Origin of the sequence: Streptomyces sp. NPDC007872 (genome assembly GCF_042868165.1) — a bacterium.
In the GTDB taxonomy this organism is placed as follows: Bacteria; Actinomycetota; Actinomycetes; order Streptomycetales; family Streptomycetaceae; genus Streptomyces.
On the sequence record NZ_JBIAEA010000004.1, the window covers coordinates 852,077 to 871,493 of the forward strand.

Annotated in this window: 19 protein-coding genes; 12 read left to right on the forward strand and 7 right to left on the reverse strand. The window is 74.3% G+C overall.

Annotated features, from left to right (window positions below):
- Positions 1 to 32 precede the first annotated feature (32 nt).
- From ACFYNX_RS18470 to ACFYNX_RS18480, 3 genes are all read left to right on the forward strand, one after another.
- Positions 33 to 671, forward strand: coding sequence for a DUF6758 family protein (locus ACFYNX_RS18470; protein ID WP_125657783.1), 639 nt, complete (start codon positions 33 to 35; stop codon positions 669 to 671).
- A 135-nt stretch (positions 672 to 806) separates the two neighbouring features.
- Positions 807 to 1,673 (forward strand): PHP domain-containing protein, encoded by an 867-nt coding sequence (locus ACFYNX_RS18475; RefSeq protein WP_365541172.1) that lies wholly within the window; start codon positions 807 to 809, stop codon positions 1,671 to 1,673.
- A gap of 219 nt (positions 1,674 to 1,892) precedes the next feature.
- Positions 1,893 to 2,498 (forward strand): MarC family protein, encoded by a 606-nt coding sequence (locus tag ACFYNX_RS18480; protein WP_125657789.1) that lies wholly within the window; start codon positions 1,893 to 1,895, stop codon positions 2,496 to 2,498.
- Between the two features lie 125 nt (positions 2,499 to 2,623).
- Here the strand turns inward: ACFYNX_RS18480 and ACFYNX_RS18485 are convergent, their stop codons facing one another.
- The gene (locus ACFYNX_RS18485) at positions 2,624 to 2,776 is read right to left on the reverse strand and encodes a hypothetical protein (RefSeq protein ID WP_104860408.1); all 153 of its coding nucleotides are present in this window, start codon (positions 2,774 to 2,776) and stop codon (positions 2,624 to 2,626) included.
- A gap of 196 nt (positions 2,777 to 2,972) precedes the next feature.
- On the opposite strand from ACFYNX_RS18485, the gene ACFYNX_RS18490 reads away from it, so the two are divergent.
- Positions 2,973 to 3,902, forward strand: a complete 930-nt coding sequence (locus ACFYNX_RS18490) for an NYN domain-containing protein (RefSeq protein WP_388662517.1) — start codon at positions 2,973 to 2,975, stop codon at positions 3,900 to 3,902.
- On the opposite strand, the gene ACFYNX_RS18495 is transcribed toward ACFYNX_RS18490, so the two are convergent.
- Positions 3,886 to 4,773 (reverse strand): alpha/beta fold hydrolase, encoded by an 888-nt coding sequence (locus ACFYNX_RS18495; RefSeq protein ID WP_388662519.1) that lies wholly within the window; start codon positions 4,771 to 4,773, stop codon positions 3,886 to 3,888. The two genes, ACFYNX_RS18490 and ACFYNX_RS18495, sit on opposite strands and share 17 nt — an antisense overlap.
- Positions 4,774 to 4,877: 104 nt before the next feature.
- The gene (locus ACFYNX_RS18500) at positions 4,878 to 7,604 is read right to left on the reverse strand and encodes a DEAD/DEAH box helicase (RefSeq protein WP_388662590.1); all 2,727 of its coding nucleotides are present in this window, start codon (positions 7,602 to 7,604) and stop codon (positions 4,878 to 4,880) included.
- A 486-nt stretch (positions 7,605 to 8,090) separates the two neighbouring features.
- Between ACFYNX_RS18500 and ACFYNX_RS18505 the strand changes: the two genes are divergently transcribed.
- Positions 8,091 to 8,813 carry a ferritin-like fold-containing protein gene (locus ACFYNX_RS18505; RefSeq protein ID WP_125657801.1) on the forward strand — a complete coding sequence of 241 codons (723 nt, stop codon included), beginning with the start codon at positions 8,091 to 8,093 and terminating at the stop codon, positions 8,811 to 8,813.
- A gap of 40 nt (positions 8,814 to 8,853) precedes the next feature.
- Here the strand turns inward: ACFYNX_RS18505 and ACFYNX_RS18510 are convergent, their stop codons facing one another.
- The 4 genes from ACFYNX_RS18510 to ACFYNX_RS18525 form a co-directional block, all read right to left on the reverse strand.
- Positions 8,854 to 9,141 carry a hypothetical protein gene (locus ACFYNX_RS18510; protein ID WP_365541178.1) on the reverse strand — a complete coding sequence of 96 codons (288 nt, stop codon included), beginning with the start codon at positions 9,139 to 9,141 and terminating at the stop codon, positions 8,854 to 8,856.
- 178 nt (positions 9,142 to 9,319) lie between these two features.
- Positions 9,320 to 9,547, reverse strand: coding sequence for a DUF3107 domain-containing protein (locus tag ACFYNX_RS18515; protein WP_125657807.1), 228 nt, complete (start codon positions 9,545 to 9,547; stop codon positions 9,320 to 9,322).
- 184 nt (positions 9,548 to 9,731) lie between these two features.
- The gene (locus ACFYNX_RS18520) at positions 9,732 to 10,391 is read right to left on the reverse strand and encodes a TetR/AcrR family transcriptional regulator (protein WP_125657809.1); all 660 of its coding nucleotides are present in this window, start codon (positions 10,389 to 10,391) and stop codon (positions 9,732 to 9,734) included.
- A gap of 222 nt (positions 10,392 to 10,613) precedes the next feature.
- On the reverse strand, positions 10,614 to 10,829 hold the full coding sequence (locus ACFYNX_RS18525) for a hypothetical protein (RefSeq protein ID WP_388662522.1): 216 nt from the start codon (positions 10,827 to 10,829) through the stop codon (positions 10,614 to 10,616).
- Between the two features lie 139 nt (positions 10,830 to 10,968).
- Here ACFYNX_RS18525 and ACFYNX_RS18530 point away from each other — a divergent pair, with 139 nt between their 5' ends.
- From ACFYNX_RS18530 to ACFYNX_RS18560, 7 genes are all read left to right on the forward strand, one after another.
- Positions 10,969 to 11,934, forward strand: a complete 966-nt coding sequence (locus ACFYNX_RS18530; RefSeq protein ID WP_365541181.1) for an alpha/beta hydrolase — start codon at positions 10,969 to 10,971, stop codon at positions 11,932 to 11,934.
- Between the two features lie 8 nt (positions 11,935 to 11,942).
- Positions 11,943 to 13,316 (forward strand): DUF3152 domain-containing protein, encoded by a 1,374-nt coding sequence (locus ACFYNX_RS18535; protein ID WP_388662524.1) that lies wholly within the window; start codon positions 11,943 to 11,945, stop codon positions 13,314 to 13,316.
- 112 nt (positions 13,317 to 13,428) lie between these two features.
- Entirely contained in the window at positions 13,429 to 13,524 is a 96-nt protein-coding gene (locus ACFYNX_RS18540; protein ID WP_312847583.1) for an Ms4533A family Cys-rich leader peptide, read from the forward strand.
- Between the two features lie 232 nt (positions 13,525 to 13,756).
- On the forward strand, positions 13,757 to 15,487 hold the full coding sequence (locus ACFYNX_RS18545; protein ID WP_388662526.1) for an ABC transporter substrate-binding protein: 1,731 nt from the start codon (positions 13,757 to 13,759) through the stop codon (positions 15,485 to 15,487).
- The gene (locus tag ACFYNX_RS18550; RefSeq protein WP_365541185.1) at positions 15,484 to 16,461 is read left to right on the forward strand and encodes an ABC transporter permease; all 978 of its coding nucleotides are present in this window, start codon (positions 15,484 to 15,486) and stop codon (positions 16,459 to 16,461) included. The genes ACFYNX_RS18545 and ACFYNX_RS18550 overlap by 4 nt, the downstream gene beginning before the upstream one ends.
- Positions 16,458 to 17,447, forward strand: a complete 990-nt coding sequence (locus ACFYNX_RS18555) for an ABC transporter permease (RefSeq protein ID WP_365541187.1) — start codon at positions 16,458 to 16,460, stop codon at positions 17,445 to 17,447. Before ACFYNX_RS18550 ends, ACFYNX_RS18555 begins: the two co-directional genes overlap by 4 nt.
- 101 nt (positions 17,448 to 17,548) lie before the next feature.
- The gene (locus ACFYNX_RS18560) at positions 17,549 to 19,204 is read left to right on the forward strand and encodes an ABC transporter ATP-binding protein (RefSeq protein WP_365541508.1); all 1,656 of its coding nucleotides are present in this window, start codon (positions 17,549 to 17,551) and stop codon (positions 19,202 to 19,204) included.
- Positions 19,205 to 19,417 lie beyond the last annotated feature (213 nt).

The window sequence follows — 19,417 nt, forward strand, 5'->3', positions numbered from 1 at the left end:
GCGGGACGGAAGGGGTAGGACCGTTGAGCCCTATGAGGGGCGAACCCAGTTGCCCGAAGTGCGGTGGCCGGGTCAGAGCGCCCGGCCTCTTCGCCGACTCCTGGCAGTGTGACGTGCACGGCTCGGTGCACCCGCTCCAGCCCGTCGTCCCGCCCAGCGTCGAAGCCCTCGGCGTCGTGGTGCACCGCTCCCGGGTGCCCGTGTGGATGCCGTGGCCCCTGCCCGTCGGCTGGCTCTTCACCGGTGTCGCGTACGCGGGCGACGACCGCAGCGGCGGGCGCGCGACCGCCGTCGCCTGCTCGGGCCCCGGCCCGCTCGGCGGGATCGGGGAGCTGCTCCTGGTCGCCGAGGAGCTCGGCGTCGGCCTCGGCGCGCGGTACGCCGGCATCGACGGACTCGACCCCGGCTCCGGCATGGCCATCGACAAGCCGCCCCAGACGAAGGTGCTCGCCGCCGGGCGCCCCACCCCGCTCTGGCACGTCACCGGCGCCCCGCACGACCGCGCGGTCTTCGCGGGCGAGGCGCGCGGCCTGTGGCTGTGGGCGATCGTCTGGCCCGAGCAGTCCGGCCTCCTGATGTACGACGAACTGGTCCTGACGGACCTGCGGGACGCCGGCGCCGAGGTCGAACTGCTGCCGTGCGGGGCGCTCACGCCGCGCCTGCTGGGCTGAGTCCGGCGCCGGACCGGGCCTTCGCCGCGCCGGGGTCCCGCCCGGGGCCACCGCGTTCCTTCCGTGCGGGCGTGTTCGATTCGCCCGTTATGCTGGAGCGTCCCCGTCCGTCCCGAGCCCCCGGAGTACCGCGTCGTGCGCATCGACCTGCACACCCACTCCACGGCCTCCGACGGCACGGACTCCCCGGCCGAGCTCGTCCGGAACGCGGCCGCCGCCGGTCTCGACGTCGTCGCCCTCACGGACCACGACACCACCCGCGGCCACGCCGAGGCGATCGCCGCGCTGCCCGAGGGGCTGACCCTCGTCACCGGGGCCGAGCTGTCCTGCCGGGTCGACGGGATCGGCCTGCACCTGCTCGCGTACCTCTTCGACCCGGAGGAGCCCGCGCTCCTCGCCGAGCGCGAACTCGTCCGCGACGACCGCGTGCCCCGTGCCCGGGCGATGGTCGGCAAGCTCCGGGAGCTCGGCGTCCCCGTCACCTGGGAGCAGGTGGCCCGGATCGCCGGCGACGGCTCCGTGGGCCGCCCGCACGTCGCCGAGGCGCTCGTCGAACTCGGGGTCGTCCCCGACGTGTCCGGCGCCTTCACGCCCGAGTGGCTCGCCGACGGCGGCCGGGCCCACGTCGGCAAGCACGAGCTGGACCCGGTCGAGGCGATCCGCCTCGTCAAGGCGGCCGGCGGCGTCACCGTCTTCGCGCACCCCCTCGCCGTCAAGCGCGGACAGGTGCTCCCGGAGGCCGCGATCGCCCGGCTCGCCGAGGCCGGTCTCGACGGCGTCGAGGTCGACCACATGGACCACGACGAGGCGACGCGGGCGCGGCTGCGCGGGCTCGCCAAGGAGCTGGGCCTGCTGACCACCGGCTCCAGCGACTACCACGGCAGCCGCAAGACCTGCCGCCTCGGCGAGTACACCACCGACCCCGAGATCTACGGCGAGATCACCCGCCGCGCGGCGGGGGCCTTTCCGGTCCCCGGCGCCGGGGGACCCGTCACCGCCTAGGCCGTACCTCCCCCGACGGAACCCGCCCCGCCGACGCGCGTCCGCGCGGGCCGTTCCGCGGAGCCGTCCGCAGGCCCCCTCACCGCTCCCGGTCCACCCTTCGTACCGCCCTGTGCCGTGCGCGGGGCGGCACGCCCCCTGCCCCGGTGACGGAATCCCACGTTCCGGATCCCGCGGGCGACACCCCACCGTTCCACCTCTCCCGCAAGGCACCCCACCGTGTTCGACGTCGCCGTCTTCGGCTCGCTGTTCCTGACCCTCTTCGTGATCATGGATCCCCCCGGGATCACCCCGATCTTCCTCGCCCTCACCTCCGGCCGTCCGGCCAAGGTGCAGCGCCGGATGGCCTGGCAGGCCGTCGCCGTCGCCTTCGGCGTCATCACCGTCTTCGGCATCCTGGGCCAGCAGATCCTGGCGTACCTGCACGTCTCCGTCCCCGCGCTGATGATCGCGGGCGGACTGCTCCTGCTGCTCATCGCGCTCGACCTGCTCACCGGCAAGACCGACGAGCCCAAGCAGACCAAGGACGTCAACGTCGCCCTCGTCCCGCTCGGCATGCCGCTGCTCGCCGGGCCCGGCGCGATCGTCTCGGTCATCCTCGCCGTGCAGCACGCCGACGGCGTGGCCTCGCAGATCTCCGTGTGGACCGCCATCGCCGCCATGCACGTCGTCCTCTGGCTGACCATGCGGTACTCGCTCGTGATCATCCGGATCATCAAGGACGGCGGAGTGGTCCTGGTGACCCGGCTGGCCGGCATGATGCTCTCCGCGATCGCCGTGCAGCAGATCATCAACGGCGTCACCCAGGTGATCCGGGGCGCCTGAGCCCGAAGGGGCCCGGGAGGGCCCGGAAAGACCCCGGGCGGGCCCGGACGCCACTGCGCCCCCGTACGGATTCCGCTGTCGCGGAGTCCGTGCGGGGGCGCGGTGCGTGGTGTGGACCGGGCCTGTTACGAGGCCGAGGTCTCGGCGGGGCGGATCCAGATGCGCTGGCCGATCGAGGCGGCCTGCTGCACGATCCGGTTGACGGAGGCGGCGTCCACGACCGTCCGGTCGACGGGCGTGCCGTCGACGTCGTCGAGTCGCAGGATTTCGAAGCGCACGGGCTTCTCCCTTCGTCTGAGTTGATCCTCCTGGTGGAGAACTGCGTGACGTACCTCTACAACGACATGCATCCTGCAAACATTCCTTACGCTAAGGAAAATTTTCGGATGACTAAATACTGGCGGGTAAGGGGCCGTGGCGGCCGGACCGACGGCGGCGGACAACGAGCCGCCCATGGCGGACAATGAGCCGCGTATGAACGACGCAGACACCACTCAGGTGACCGAGACCGACGCCCGCCTGCGCGCACTCGACGCACGCCTGGAGCGCACCAACGAGCTCCTCCGGCGGATGCTGGCCGAGGTCGCCAAGACCCCTTCCACACACGCCATCTTCGTCGACGCGGGTTACGTCCATGCTGCGGCCGGGTTGCTTGTCGTCGGCACCGAGGACCGGCGCTCCTTCGACCTCGACGCGGAAGGGCTCATCGAGGCCTTCATCGACAAGGCCCGCACGATCTTCGCGGACAGCCGGCTCCTGCGCGTCTACTGGTACGACGGCGCCCGCCGCCGCATCCACACCCCCGAGCAGCAGGCCATCGCCGAGCTGCCCGACGTCAAGGTCCGCCTGGGCAACCTCAACGCCAACAACCAGCAGAAGGGCGTCGACTCCCTCATCCGCACGGACCTGGAGTCCCTCGCCCGCCACCGCGCCATCAGCGACGCCGCCCTGGTCGGCGGAGACGAGGACCTCGTCTCCGCCGTCGAGGCCGCCCAGGGCTACGGCGCCCGCGTCCACCTCTGGGGAATCGAGGCCGCCGAGGGCCGCAACCAGGCCGAGGCCCTCCTCTGGGAGGTCGACAGCCAGCGCACCTTCGACCTGGACTTCTGCCGCCCGTACGTCACCCGCCGCCCCGTCACCACGTACGAGAACGAGGGCGAGCCGCCGCCCTCCCGCGAGGAGGCGCGCTTCGTCGGCGCGCAGATCGCGGCGGCCTGGCTCGCCGAGCGCGGCCGGGACCGGCTCGCCGAGCTCCTGCCCGGCGCGCCCTATCTGCCCGGATCGTTCGACCAGGACCTGCTGGTCGAGGCGGAGCGCCTGCTCAGCCGCTCCCTGCGCGGCCACGCCGCGCTCCGGCGCTCCCTGCGGGACGGCTTCTGGCAGCACCTCAAGGCGCAGTACTGACCTCCCGGGGCGCGACCGCGCGCTCCCAGAAGCCGAGGAGGCGGGCCGTCAGCTCCTCGGGGTGCGACACGTTGGGGGAGTGGCCCGCGCCCGCCACCACCGTGTGGTGCGCGCCGGTGCGGGCCGCCGCCGCGGCGAGGTCCGCCGTCGACCAGACCATCTCGTCCGTCCCGTACGCGAAGTGCAGCGGCGTCCGCAGCGCGAGCAGCTCCTCCGTACCGTCCCGGCGGTCGAGCAGCAGCCGCCCGGCGCCCCTGAGCTGGGCGATCCGGGTGCGCGACCAGCGGCGAAGCAGGAAGTCCGCGAGCCCCGGCACGTCGGAGGTGTCCGGCTCCTCGCCCCGGCTGTCCAGCCAGCACATCGCCTGCCAGACCCGCTCCTTCGACAGCAGCGCGAGCCCGGCCCGCAGCGCCCGCACCCGGATCCGCTGCGGCCGGGAGACCCGCCCGACGCCCGAGGAGAGCAGGGTGAGCGAGCGGAAGGCGTCCGGCGCGACCGCCACCGCCGCCCGGGCCACCAGACCGCCGAACGAGTGGCCCACCAGATGGACGGGACCGTCCCCGAGCGCCAGGGCCTGCGCCACCGCGTCGAGCGCGAGCGCCCGGCGGCGGTAGGCGGCCCGGCCCCGGGGGCCCGGGGTGTCGTACTGCCCGCGCCCGTCCACGGCCACGGCCCGGTACCCGGCACCGGTCAGCGGCTCCAGGAGGGCCAGGAAGTCCTCCTTGCTGCCGGTGTACCCGGGCAGCAGCAGCACCGTCCCCCGCCGCTCCCCCCCGGGCTCCGCGTCGAGCACGGCGAACGGTCCGCGCACGGTGTCGAGACGGCGGGCACGGGTGCGCGGCGGCAGGGCCAGGGACCTGGGCTTACTCATAACCCGGACTGTAGTCCGGGGGCGGCGGGACGGCGCGGCCCGGGGACACCGCCGCGGCCCGCCCCCGGGAAGGGGACGGGCCGCGGCGGTGGCACGGGACGGGCTCAGCCCTCGGCCGGGGCCGCCGTCTTCTTGGTGGCGCGGCGGCGCGGGGCCTTCTTCGGCTCCTCGTCCCCGGCCGCGGCCTCGGCGGCCGGCTCGGCGACGGCCTTCTTCACCGTACGGCGACGGGCCGGAGCCTTCGGCGCCTGCGGCTCGGAGGCGTCGGGCGCCTCGGCGGCGACCGTCTTCCTGGCCGCGCGGCGACGGGGAGCCTTCGGGGCCTCCTCGGCAGCGGGGGCTTCGGCCGCCGGAGCGGCCTCGGCCACGGCCTTCTTCGCCGTGCGGCGGCGCGGGGCGGCCTTCTTGGGGGCCTCCTCGACGACCGGCTCGACGACCGGGGCGGCAGCCTCTTCGACGACCGGCCCGGCGGCGGGGGCCTCGGCCACCGGCGCCTCGGCGGTCACCGGCGAGGCGGTGGCCTTGCGGACGGCACGGCGGCGGCGCGGGGTGGGCTCGGGAGCCTCCTCGGCCACCGGCGCGGGCGTCACGGCCGGTACGACGATGATCGCGGCCTCGGCGGACGCCGGGGAACCGGCGGCCCGGGTGGCGGCGCGACGGCGGCGCGGGGCGGGCGCCTCCTCGACGACCGGAGCCGCGACCGGCTCGGCCACCGGCTCGGCGGCCGGGGCCTCGGCGGTCACCGGCGAACCGGCGGGCCTGCGGGCGGTACGGCGGCGGCGCGGGGCCGGAACCTCGGCCGGGGCCTCGGTGACGACGGCGACGGGCTCGGCCACCGGGGCGGCGACGGGCTCGACGGTCGTGACGGCCGACTCGACGGCCTCGGGGGCCCGAGCGGCTTCGACGGCCTTGCCGGCCGCCGCACGGCGGCGCGGGGCCCGCTTCGGCTCCTCGGCCTTCGGCGCCTCGACGGCGGCCGGGGCCTCCGCCTTGGGCGCCTCGACGGCCGACTGCGCGCGCAGGGCGGCCGCGGCGGTCTCGGGCGTCTGGAAGAAGACGGTCTCCTCGGCCGGGCGCACCCGGGCACGGCGGCGGCGCACGACCGGAGCGGGCTCCGGGGCGGCGGGAGCCGCGGGGGTACGGACCGCCGGGGCGGCCTGGACGGCCTCCGGACGGGCGGCGCGGGTGCGGCGACGGGGGGCCTTGGGCTCCTCGGCCTTCGGGGCTTCCGCCTTGGGCGCGTCGGCCTTCGGGGCCTCCGCCTTCGGCGTCTCCGCCTTCGGCGTCTCCGTGACGACCGGAGCCGGGGCCGGGGCCTCGGTCTTCGGCGTCTCGACCGCCTTCGGGGTCTCGGCGACGGCGACCGGGGCGGCCTGCGCGACCGGCACGGAGCCCTGGGCGCCGACCCGGGTGCGACGGCGGCGGCGCGGGGTGCGCGGACCGGACTCGGTCCGGGCCTCGTCACCCGCCGGCACGGCGGCCGGAGCCGCCTGGGCGGCGTCGGTGCGCTCCGAGGGCGCCGGGGCGTCGACGGCGTCGCCGCCGCCCCGGGTGCGCCGGCGCTGGCGCGGGGTCCGGGTGCGCTCCGGGCGCTCCTCGGTCCGCTCCGCCGCCTTCGGGCCGCGGCCACGGCGTCCGCCGGGCTCGCCCAGGTCCTCCAGCTCCTCCGCGCCCAGACCCGCGCGGGTCCGCTCGCCGCGGGGCAGGATGCCCTTGGTGCCCGCCGGGATGTCCAGCTCCTCGTACAGGTGCGGGGAGCTGGAGTACGTCTCGACCGGCTCGTGGAAGTCCAGGCCGAGCGCCTTGTTGATGAGCTGCCAGCGCGGGATGTCGTCCCAGTCGACCAGGGTCACCGCCGTGCCCTTCGCGCCCGCGCGGCCGGTGCGGCCCACGCGGTGGAGGAACGTCTTCTCGTCCTCCGGCGACTGGTAGTTGATGACGTGGGTGACGCCCTCGACGTCGATGCCGCGCGCGGCGACGTCGGTGCAGACGAGCACGTCGACCTTGCCGTTGCGGAAGGCGCGCAGCGCCTGCTCGCGGGCGCCCTGGCCCAGGTCGCCGTGGACGGCGCCGGAGGCGAAGCCGCGGCGCTCCAACTGCTCGGCGATGTCGGCCGCCGTGCGCTTGGTGCGGCAGAAGATCATCGCGAGCCCGCGGCCGTTGGCCTGAAGGATGCGGGAGACCAGCTCCGGCTTGTCCATCGAGTGCGCGCGGTAGACGTGCTGCTTGATGTTGGCGACGGTGACGCCCTCGCCGTCGGGCGAGGTGGCGCGGATGTGCGTCGGCTGCGACATGTAGCGGCGGGCCAGGCCGATGACCGCGCCCGGCATGGTGGCCGAGAACAGCATGGTCTGGCGCTTCGCCGGAAGCATGTTCATGATCTTCTCGACGTCGGGCAGGAAGCCCAGGTCGAGCATCTCGTCGGCCTCGTCCAGGACGAGGACCTTGACGTGGGAGAGGTCGAGCTTGCGCTGGCCGGCCAGGTCGAGCAGGCGGCCGGGGGTGCCGACGACCACGTCGACGCCCTTCTGGAGCGCCTCGACCTGCGGCTCGTACGCCCGGCCGCCGTAGATGGCGAGCACGCGCACGTTGCGCACCTTGCCGGCGGTCAGCAGGTCGTTGGTGACCTGGGTGCACAGCTCGCGGGTGGGCACGACGACGAGCGCCTGCGGGGCGTCGGTGAGCCGCTCGGGCTTCGCCCGGCCGGCCTCGACGTCCGAGGGGACGGTCACGCGCTCCAGGATCGGCAGGCCGAAGCCGAGGGTCTTGCCCGTGCCGGTCTTGGCCTGGCCGATGACGTCGGTGCCGGTGAGGGCGACCGGGAGGGTCATCTCCTGGATGGGGAAGGGGTTCACGATGCCGACGGCCTCCAGGGCCTCGGCCGTCTCGGAAAGGATTCCGAGCTCTCGGAAAGTCGTAGTCAGGGTGCTGCCTCTTCTGTGAGACGCGGCGCGAGGCGAACGAAGGGGGTCGTACCGTGCCGGATCACTGTCGGCGCGATCGGGAAGACCGCCGCCGGGTGGCACGGGACCACTGCCGTCGCTCGAGCGTCGTACCGCTGAGGGTGACCCTTCCGCGGGTCCGCCGGAAGGGCTGTCGGGCCGGAGCCGATCGGGCCACCGACCGGGCATCCTCATTCATGAGTCGGCCCACCGGATACATCCGAACGTGCGAAAGCATGTCCGCATACTCAGCAGGCGCCTTACCACTGTACCCCGGAATCGCGCATGTGTGTTGGGGGAAAACGTGATGAGGGCACGGTCACACTGATTGACCAGGGCCTTACCGGGCCGTGCGGGCGGGCTATTGTGCGCTCCATGGAGACGCCTGACAACGCCACACCCACCGGGATCGCCGCCAAGGACTGGGCGACGGCTTCCGCCGAGCCGCAGTACCGCGCCGCCGTGATCGACCTCCTCGGCGCCCTCGCCTACGGGGAGCTGGCGGCCTTCGAGCGGCTCGCCGAGGACGCCAAGCTGGCGCCGACCCTCGCGGACAAGGCGGAGCTGGCGAAGATGGCCTCGGCCGAGTTCCACCACTTCGAGCAGCTCCGGGGCCGTCTCGCGGCCGTCGACGCGGAGCCGACGGAGGCCATGGAGCCCTTCGCGAAGGCGCTCGACGACTTCCACCGCCAGACCGCGCCGTCGGACTGGCTGGAGGGCCTGGTCAAGGCGTACGTGGGCGACTCGATCGCCAGCGACTTCTACCGGGAGGTCGCGGCCCGGCTCGACTCCGACACCCGTGCCCTCGTGCTCTCCGTGCTCGACGACACCGGCCACGGCAACTTCGCCGTGGAGAAGGTCCGCGCCGCGATCGACGCCGACCCGCGCGTCGGCGGCCGGCTCGCGCTCTGGGCGCGCCGCCTGATGGGCGAGGCGCTCTCCCAGGCCCAGCGCGTGGTGGCCGAGCGGGACGCGCTCTCCACGATGCTGGTCGGCGGCGTCGCGGACGGCTTCGACCTCGCGGAGGTCGGCCGGATGTTCTCCCGGATCACCGAGGCGCACACCAAGCGCATGGCCGCCCTGGGCCTCGCCGCCTAGGGATCCGTCACGCGGATCGTACGGACGGGGCGGCGGCGCTTCAGACCGTCGCCGACCGGCCCGTCGCCGACCGGCGCAGCCGGCGCGCGGCCCGGGGGCGGACCAGCAGCGACAGCACCACCGCCGCCACCGCCACGGCACCCACCAGGGTGGCGAAGGGGTGACCGGGGCCGAGCGCCCCGTGGGTGACGAACGCGCCGAACACCCCGCCGAGCGCGCCGGTGGCGAGGACGGGCCCCCGGCCGGGGAGACGGTCGGGCAGCCGGTGCAGGGCGGCCCAGGCCAGGACGAGACCGAACAGGGCGGAGCCGAGGGCTTCCAGGTACATCGGGGGATCACCTCGCGAGGGGTGCGGGGCGGGTGGTGCGGTCGAGTTCCTCCCTACCCGTGGCGTCCGGCGCGCAATCCTCCCGTACCGCCCGACGTGGACATACGGGCATACGGACACACGAAAGGGCCCGGCGGACCGAGGACGGTCCGCCGGGCCCTTCCGATGGCTCCCGGGCTCAGATCGCGCCGAACCCCACGCGGCGGACGGCGGGCTCGCCGAGCTCCACGTACGCGATCCTGTCGGCAGGAACGAGGATCTTGCGGCCCTTCTCGTCCGCGAGGCTGAGGAGCTGCGACTTGCCGGCCAGCGCGTCGGCAACGGCGCGCTCGACCTCCTCGGCGGACTGCCCGCTCTCCAGAACGATCTCCCGGGGTGCGTGCTGCACGCCGATCTTGACCTCCACGGCTATGTCCCTCCGAACGGTCAGCGTTGCGCGATTCATCCGCGCCGTACGCTGCACACATTAGCCCGGTGAGGGGACACGCACGGTGTGCTCGCCGCACGCCAGGAGCGAACACGCGCCAGGAGTGGACGCGCGCCAGGAGCGGACGCGCGCCAGGAGCGGACGCGCGCCGGGGAGGCGCGGGTCAGTGGCCCTCGGCGCTCAACTGGCCGTCGACCGGGTGGAGCGGGAAACCCGCGATGCCGCGCCAGGCGAGCGAGGTGAGCAGCTCCACCGCCTTGTCGCGCGGGATGGGGGACTCGCTCGACAGCCAGTAGCGGGCCACGACCTGGGAGACGCCGCCGAGGCCCACGGCGAGCAGCATCGACTCGTCCTTGGACAGGCCGGTGTCCTCGGCGATCACCTGGGAGATCGCCTCGGCGCACTGGAGGCTGACCCGGTCCACGCGCTCGCGCACGGCCGGCTCGTTGGTCAGGTCGGACTCGAAGACCAGCCGGAACGCGCCGCCCTCGTCCTCGACGTAGGCGAAGTACGCGTCCATGGTCGCCGCGACCCGGAGCTTGTTGTCCGTGGTGGAGGCGAGCGCGGTGCGCACCGCCAGGAGGAGCGCCTCGCAGTGCTGGTCGAGGAGGGCCAGGTAGAGGTCCAGCTTCCCCGGGAAGTGCTGGTAGAGCACCGGCTTGCTGACGCCCGCCCGCTCGGCGATGTCGTCCATGGCCGCGGAGTGGTACCCCTGGGCGACGAAGACCTCCTGGGCCGCGCCGAGGAGCTGGTTCCGCCGGGCACGTCGCGGCAGGCGCGTGCCCCGGGGGCGTGCTGCCTCTGTCTGCTCGATGGCGCTCACGCGGCCTCCCAAGAATCGATCCATGCGCGCTGTAGCGACGCGCCGCCATCGTACTTTTGGGTAACCCGGCTGTGCGCGGTGCGGACGCAGAATTTCACGGACCGGACACCGGGGTCGACAGTCGGTCCGGTATCGGACCGGACGAATCGGCGCCGCGTACGGCCCGGCGGCGGCCGCTCCCGGCGTCCGTCCGCGCGTGCGCCCCCGTGTCCGGCCGGACGTTCAGCGGTAGTCGTCCTCGTCCAGGGCGACGACGCGGGCCTGCTCGGACGCGTCGGCCTCGTTCGCCGAATCGCGCTCGACGTGGGTCGGCGGCTCGTCCTCGCTCGGCCTGAGTTCGGCGTGCTGCTCGGCGGCGTCGGCCTCCGGCGTCTCCTCGTGCAACTCGACGACCTCCTCTTCGGCGAACGTGTCCGGCTCGGTCGGATCGACAGTCATGCGGCTCCCTCCGGTGGACGGGCCGAGGCCCTGCCCGACGGCTTCCCTCCGAGCCTAGGAGTACACGCGCCCCGCCGCACACGGACTTGTGACCGCACCCACACACGGGGGCGCGTGATCGTCTCGTAATATTGCGGCCATGTCCTCGACCGAGCTGCCGGAAACCCGGACCGCCGCCGCACCACCCGCGTCACGGTCCCGCGCCGTGCGGGTCGCCGACGGCGAGGAGCTCCGCTCCGTCACCCTGCCCGGCCTCAGCCTGACCGTCCGCGCCCGGCCGGGCGACCGGCCGGGACTGCCGCCCGCGCTGTACGTCCACGGCCTCGGCGGCTCCTCGCAGAACTGGTCCGCCCTGATGCCGCTGCTCGCGGACCTCGTCGACGGCGAGGCCGTCGACCTGCCCGGCTTCGGCGTCTCCCCGCCGCCCGCGGACGGCAACTACTCGGTCACCGGGCACGCCCGCGCCGTCATCCGGCTCCTCGACTCCGGGCGGCGCGGACCGGTCCACCTCTTCGGCAACTCGCTGGGCGGCGCCGTCGCCACCCGCGTCGCCGCCGCCCGGCCCGACCTGGTCCGCACCCTCACGCTGATCTCGCCGGCCCTGCCCGAGCTGCGCGCCCAGCGCAGCGCCTGGCCCACCGCGCTGCTCGCGCTGCCCGGCGTCTCCTCCTTCTTCGCCCGGCTGACCAGGGACTGGACGGCCGAGCAGCGGGTCCGCGGGGTCATGGCGCTCTGTTACGGCGACCCCGGCCGGGTGACCGACGAGGGCTTCCTGCACGCGGTCGAGGAGATGGAGCGGCGCCTGGAGCTCCCGTACTTCTGGGACGCGATGGCCCGCTCCTCGCGCGGCATCGTCGACGCGTACACCCTCGGCGGGCAGCACGGGCTGTGGCGGCAGGCCGAGCGGGTCCTCGCCCCGACGCTGCTGGTCTACGGCGGGCGCGACCGGCTCGTCTCGTTCCGGATGGCCCGGAGGGCGGCCACCGCCTTCCGCGGCGCGCGCCTGCTGACCCTGCCCGACGCGGGGCACGTGGCGATGATGGAGTACCCCGAGACGGTCGCCCAGGCCGCCCGGGAACTGATCGCCGATCACGGCGGGAGCTGATACGGGGCGTGGGACGACACAGCCGCAAGGGCGCCGCGCCCGCGCCGGTCGACACCGGCCGGACGCGGGACGCGGGACAGCGACGGACCGGGGCGGAACCGGGCGCGACCGGACCGGCCCCCGGCACGGGCCGCCGCCGCAGGACCGCGACCGCGACCGACGACGGCCGGGACCCGACGGGCACACCGCCCGCCGGGACGCCGGCGTACGGGACGCACGGTTCGCCGTCCTACGGGGCTCCCGCACAGGGACCCCGGGCGTACGGGACGCCGGCGCACGGCACCCCGGCGCACGGGACGCCGGCTCATGGAACCCCCGCGCACGGCACGCCCGCGCGCGACGCCTCCGGCACCCCCGCCCGCGGCGTCCCCGTCCACCGGGCGAGCGCCGTGCGGGGCGGGCACCCGCAGCACGACGAGGGCGGGGCGCGCCCCGCCCCGTACGGCGGCCGGCGCGGCCGGACCCTGACCGCCGAGCCCGAACGGGCCGGCGAGCAGGGGCCGTTCGTCCCCGGGCCCCGTCACGAGGACGAGGAGGGGGCGGAGGTCCCGGCCGGCCGGGGCGGGCTCGGCCGCACCCTCGCCGGGGTCGCGGCCGCCGCCGTCGCCACCGTCCTCGCCGTCGTCGTCGCCGGACAGGTCACCGACCAGGAGGCGTCCTCGCCCGCCCCGCGCGCCGCCGGGGAACCGGCCGAGCGGGCCGTGGACGACTCCTCCGCCTCCCGCTCCGACGGCCGGACCGCCCCGTCGCTCCCGGCGCTGCCCTCGAAGCCCCCGGCGCCCACGTACGAGCAGCTCATGACCCGTCAGTTCCCCATCGACCCCGCGTTGAAGGGGTCCGGCGCCTTCGAGGCCGTCCAGGGGTTCCAGAAGGCGCCCGGCAAGGGGCGGCTCATCCGCTACCGGGTCGACGTGGAGAAGGGGATCGGGCTCGACCCGAAGCTCTTCGCCGACGCCGTGCAGAAGACCCTGAACGACCCCCGCAGTTGGGCCGGCGACGGCGCGATGGCGTTCGAGCGGGTCTCCAGCGGGGAGCCGGAGTTCGTCATCACGCTCGCCAGCCCCGGCACCACCGCCGCCTGGTGCCGGAAGTCCGGGCTCGACACGACGGTCGACAACGTGTCCTGCGACTCCGCCTCCACGGAGCGCGTGATGATCAACGCGTTCCGCTGGGCCCAGGGCTCCGGCACCTTCGGACCCAAGGCCATGTACGCCTACCGCCAGATGCTCATCAACCACGAGGTGGGCCACCGGCTCGGGCACAACCACGTGTCCTGCCGCACTCCCGGCGCGCTCGCTCCCGTGATGCAGCAGCAGACCAAGTCCCTGAACATCGACGGCATCCCGTGCCGTCCCAACCCCTGGGTACACCCCGGAAGTTGAGAGCGATCCCGGCCGAGGGCCGGCCCGTGGCCGATCGCATGTCGAGACGCTTGTCTCAAAAGCAATGCGCATCGCGTTGACATCGCTCGCGTGTTCGTCCATATTTCTCGGCATGTCGACCCGTCACGCCGTTTCCGAGCGCGCCGCCCTTGAGCTGGCGCTCATCGGCGTGTCCCGGCATGCCGTGTCCGACGTTCTCTGTCGCTGACCACCGCCCGAGCGCAGGTCGGCCCCTTCGCGTTTCCCGCCATCGCCGACGCCTTTCCGCGCCCGGGTTCCGTCCCCGTGGGCGCGGCCTCCGTGAGTCAGGAACGCCCGGCGATTCCCTGAGAACAACGGAAACGCCGGAAACACCGGAAATGCCGGAAACACCGTCTCTCGCCGCTGCCCGCGAGGAATTCCCCTTCCTTCCGCCGCAGTTCTCCGAGAGGTCTTCCCCGATGCGTCAACCGTCCGTCATTTCCCGCCGCGTGGCAGCGGCCGCCGTCAGTGTCGTCCTGGCCTCGGGCGCCGCCGCCTGCGCGGGACCCGAGGACGCCGGCGCCAAGGACGGCACCTCCGGCAAGGGCTCGTCCGCCCCGCGGAAGGGCGGCACGCTCACCGTCCTCAACGCCGAGGCCCAGACCGACTTCGACCCCGCCCGCCTCTACACCTCCGGCGGCGGCAACGTCCCCTCCCTCGTCTTCCGCACGCTCACCACCCGCAACCGCGAGGCGGGCGCCGCCGGCACCCAGGTCGTCCCCGACCTGGCCACCGACACCGGCCGCCCCAACAAGGACGCCACCGAGTGGACGTACACCCTCAAGGACGGGCTGAAGTTCGAGGACGGCACGCCCATCACCAGCGCCGACGTCAAGTACGGCATCGAGCGCTCCTTCGCCGCCGAGCTCTCCGGCGGCGCCCCCTACCTGCGCGACTGGCTGATCGGCGGCGACACCTACCAGGGCCCCTACAAGGACCCCAAGGGCCTCGCCTCGATCGTCACCCCCGACCCGAAGACCATCGTCTTCAAGCTGAAGAAGCCCGAGGGCGAGTTCCCCTTCGTCGCCACCCAGACGCAGTTCGCCCCCGTCCCCAAGGCCAAGGACAAGGGCGCCAAGTACGAGGAGCACCCCGTCTCCTCCGGCCCGTACAAGGTCGTGAGCAACGAGAACGACGGCGAGCGCCTCGTCCTGGAGCGCAACGAGCACTGGGATCCCGAGACCGACGAGGAGCGCAAGGCCTACCCCGACAAGATCGACGTCCGGTCCGGGCTCGACGAGGCCGTCATCAACCAGCGCCTCGCCACCTCCTCCGGCGCCGACGCCGCCGCCGTCACCACCGACACCAACCTGGGCCCCGCCGAACTCGCCCAGATCGGCTCGGACAAGGCGCTCGCCGCCCGCGTCGGCACCGGCCACTTCGGCTTCACCAACTACATCGCCTTCAACCCGAAGGTGAAGCCCTTCGACAACCCCAAGGTCCGCCAGGCCGTCTCGTACGCGGTCAACCGCACCAGCGTCGTCAACGCCGCCGGCGGCTCCGCGCTCGCCGAGCCCGCCACCACCTTCCTGCCCGAGCAGAAGGCCTTCGGCTTCACGCCGTACGACCACTTCCCGGCCGGTAAGACGGGCAACCCGGAGAAGGCCAGGCAGCTCCTGAAGGAGGCCGGCTTCCCGAACGGCCTCACCGTCACCCTGCTGCACTCCACCGCCCAGAACCGCACCACCAGCCCCGAGATCGCCACCGCCGTCCAGGAGGCCCTCGGCAAGGCCGGCATCACCGTCAAGCTCGACGGCCAGGAGCCCAACTCCTTCAACGAGAAGCGCTGGAGCGTCAAGGACGCCCCCGGCTTCTTCCTCTCCCGCTGGGGCGCCGACTGGCCGGCCGGCGGCCCGTTCCTCGCGCCGATCTTCGACGGACGCCAGATCGTCACCAACGGCTCCAACTACAACCACGCGCAGCTCGACGACCCGGCGGTCAACAAGGAGATCGACGAGATCAACAAGCTGACCGACCTCAAGGCCGCCGCCGCGCGCTGGGGCGCCCTCGACAAGAAGATCGGCGCGCAGGCCCTCGACGTGCCCCTCTTCCACCCGGTCTACAAGCGGCTCGTCGGCAAGGACGTCAAGAACGTCGTCATCAGCGACTGGACCGGAGTCCTCGACGTCTCGCAGGTCGCGGTCAAGTGACCACCCCGACCGACACGCCGGCGCCCGTGGCGGGGATCCCCGCCACGGGCGCCGCCCGGCAGGTGTGGCGACGGCTGCGCACCCGCCCGGCCGCCCTCGCCTCCTCCGCCGTCCTGCTCCTGCTCGTCCTCCTCGCCCTCGCCGCGCCGCTGCTCGCCTCCCTGGAGGGCCAGGACGCGTACGCGTACCACGACGACCTCGTCGACTCGGCGCGCGGCGGCGTCCCGTACGGCTCCTTCGGCGGCGCGAGCGCCGACCACTGGCTCGGCGTCGAACCGGGCACCGGCCGCGACCTGTTCGTCCGGCTCCTGTACGGCGCCCGGATCTCGCTGCTCGTCGGCATCGGCGCCACCGCCGTCCAGATCCTCCTCGGCGTCCTCGTCGGCCTCGCCGCCGGACTCGGCAACCGCTGGGTCGACGCCGTCCTCGGCCGCGCCACCGACGTCCTCGTCGCCCTGCCGATGCTGGTCCTCGCCATCGCGCTGACCGCCGTCGTCCCCCGCGACTTCCCCCGGCCGCTGCTCCTGATCCTCGTCATCGGGTTCCTCGGCTGGGCCGGCACCTCCCGGATCGTGCGCGCCCAGACGCTCACCCTCAAGAGCCTCGACTTCGTCGCCGCCTCCCGCCTCGCCGGCTCCGGACGGTGGCGGACCGCCCGCCGGGAGCTGCTGCCCGCGCTCGCCGCCCCCGTCATCACCTACGCGGCGATCCTCGTCCCCACCAACATCGTCGTCGAGGCGTCCCTCTCCTTCCTCGGCGTCGGCGTCACCCCGCCCACCCCGTCCTGGGGGCAGATGCTGTCGACCGCGCAGACCTGGTTCCGCGCCGACCCGGCGTACGTCCTGCTGCCCGCCGGACTGCTCTTCGCCACCGTGCTCGCCTTCACCGTCCTCGGCGACGCGGTCCGCACGGCCCTCGACCCGCGCGAGGCGAGCCGGCTGCGCGTGGGCACCCGTAAGGAGTCCTCCCGATGACCCGCTTCGTCCTCAAGCGGCTCGCGGGTGCCGCGCTCGTCCTCCTGGCGCTCTCGGTCCTCGTGTACGGCCTCTTCTACCTGGCTCCCGGCGACCCCGCCCGGCTGGCCTGCGGCGAGCGCTGCAACCCCCAGCAGATCGCCCAGGTGCGCGAGCAACTCGGCCTGGACCAGAGCGTGTTCGCGCAGTACCTGCACTTCCTCCAGGGCGTGTTCACCGGCCGCGACTACTCCACCGGGACCTCCGTCGTGCACTGCGACGCGCCCTGCCTCGGCCTCTCCTACCAGAGCGACCAACAGGTCACCCGGCTCGTCCTGGAGCGCCTGCCCGCCACCGCCTCCCTCGCCCTCGGCGCCATGGTCGTCTGGCTCGTCGTCGGCGTCGGCACCGGACTGCTCTCGGCCCTGCGCCGGGGCGGGATCACCGAGCGCGTCCTCACCGTCCTCACCCTCGCCGGCACCGGCACGCCCGTCTTCATCCTGGGCCTGCTCCTCCTCATGGCCGTCTGCGCCTACCTCCAGTGGCTGCCCTTCCCCAGCTACGTGCCGCTGGGCGAGGACCCCGAGCAGTGGGCCTGGAACATGCTGCTGCCCTGGATCACCCTCGGCTTCTTCGAATCCGCCAAGTACGCCCGCCTCACCCGCAGTTCCACCCTGGAGACGCTCGCCGAGGACCACATCCGGACCTTCCGCGCCTACGGGGTGGGGGAGCGGTCCGTCGTCACCCGGCACGCCCTGCGCGGCGCCGTCCCGCCGGTGATCGCGATCAGCGCCGTCGACCTCGGCTCGATGTTCGGCGGGGCCGTGCTCACCGAGTCCCTCTTCGGCATCCCCGGCCTCGGCAAGACCCTCATCGACGGGGTCCGCCAGATCGACCTGCCCGTGGTGGTCGGCGTGGTCATGGTGATGGGCACGGCCGTCGTCCTCGCCAACGTCCTCGCGGACCTGCTGTACGCGGCCGCCGACCGAAGGGTGGTCCTGACGTGACGACCGAGAAGGGTGGTCCCGACGTGACGACCGGGACCGCTTCCGGACCGGCCCCGTCCGGGACCGCTTCCGGACCGGCCCCGTCCGAGGCCCCGGGCCCCCTGGTCGAGGTGCGGGACCTGACGGTCTCCTTCGACCGCGCGGACGGCTCCGTACGGGCCGTCGACGGGCTCTCCCTCACCCTCGCCGAGGGCCGCGCGCTCGCCCTCGTCGGGGAGTCCGGCAGCGGCAAGTCCACCGTCGCCGGCGCCCTCCTCGGCCTCCACCGGGGAACCGGCGCCCGGGTCACCGGCACCGTGCGCGTCGGCGGCGTCGACGTCGCCACCGCGGGCCCCGCCGACCTGCGGCGGCTGCGCGGCGGAGTCGCCGCCATGGTCTTCCAGGACCCGCTGTCCTCCCTCGACCCCTACTACGCCGTCGGCGACCAGATCGCCGAGGTGTACCGGATCCACGCCGGGGGCTCGCGGAAGGCCGCCCGCGCCCGCGCCGTGGACGTCCTCGACCGGGTCGGCATCCCCGACGCGGCCCGCCGCTCCCGCTCCCGTCCGCACGAGTTCAGCGGCGGCATGCGCCAGCGCGCCCTCATCGCGATGGCCCTCGCCTGCGAGCCCCGGCTCCTCGTCGCCGACGAGCCGACCACCGCCCTCGACGTCACCGTGCAGGCCCAGATCCTCGACCTGCTGCACGAGCTGCGCCGCGAGACCGGCACCGCGCTGCTCCTGGTCACCCACGACGTGGGCGTGGCCGCCGAGAGCGTCGACGAGGTGCTCGTCATGCGCGACGGGCGCGAGGTCGAACGCGGCCCCGTCGCCGGCCTCCTGGGCGCCCCCTCGGAGCCGTACACGCGCACGCTCCTCTCCGCCGTGCCCCGGCTCGACGGGCCGGTCAGGACCCCGGCAGGCCAGGTCGGCCAGGGGGAACCGCTGCTCGAAGCGGTCGGCCTGCGACGGGAGTTCGGGCGCGGCAAGCGGGCCGTGACCGCCGTCGACGACGTCTCCCTCACCGTCCGCGCGGGCGAGACGCTCGGCGTCGTCGGGGAGTCCGGCAGCGGCAAGACCACCCTCGGCCGGATGCTGGTGCGCCTCCTCGACCCGACCGGCGGCCGGCTCCGCTACGGGGGGACGGAGATCGGGGCCCTGCCGGAGCGGGAACTGCGCCCGTACCGCCGCGAACTCCAGATGGTCTTCCAGGACCCCGTCGCCTCCCTCAACCCGCGCCGCTCCGTCGGCGAGTCGATCGCCGACCCGCTCCGGGCGGCGGGGGAGCGCGACGAGAAGCGGATCCGCGACCGGGTGCGGGAGCTGCTCGACCGGGTGGGGCTCGAACCCGACCGGTACGACGCCTACCCGCACGAGTTCAGCGGCGGCCAGCGCCAGCGCGTCGGCATCGCCCGCGCGCTCGCCGCCGAACCCCGGATCGTCGTCTGCGACGAACCCGTCTCCGCGCTCGACGTCACCACCCAGGCCCAGGTGACCGCGCTGCTCGCCGAGCTCCAGGCCGAACTCGGCCTCGGGCTCGTCTTCATCGCCCACGACCTCGCGGTCGTCCGCCGGGTCAGCGACCGGGTCGCCGTCATGCGCGGCGGCCGGATCGTCGAACAGGGCACGGTCGAGGAGGTGTACGGGACGCCCCGGGACCCCTACACCCGGGAGCTGCTCGCCGCCGTCCCCTCGCTCGACCCGGTCCTCGCGGCGGCGCGCCGGGAACGGCGCCGGGAACGGCTCGGCGAGCAGGGCCGGGAGCCGGCCGTCGTCTGACCCTCCGTCACCGTTCCGCCGCTTACCGCGACAGAACGCGACCGGGGTGGGAAAGTTACGAGCATTCACCCCTTCCGGTGGTGGGGGGGGCCCCCCGCCGCGCCCCCCCCCCCCCGGGGGGGGCCCGGCCGGGGGGGGGCGGGGGCCGCGCCCCCCCGGGCGGCGCGGCCCGCCCGGACGGGGGGGGGCGCGGGGGGGGGGGCAGGGCCAAGA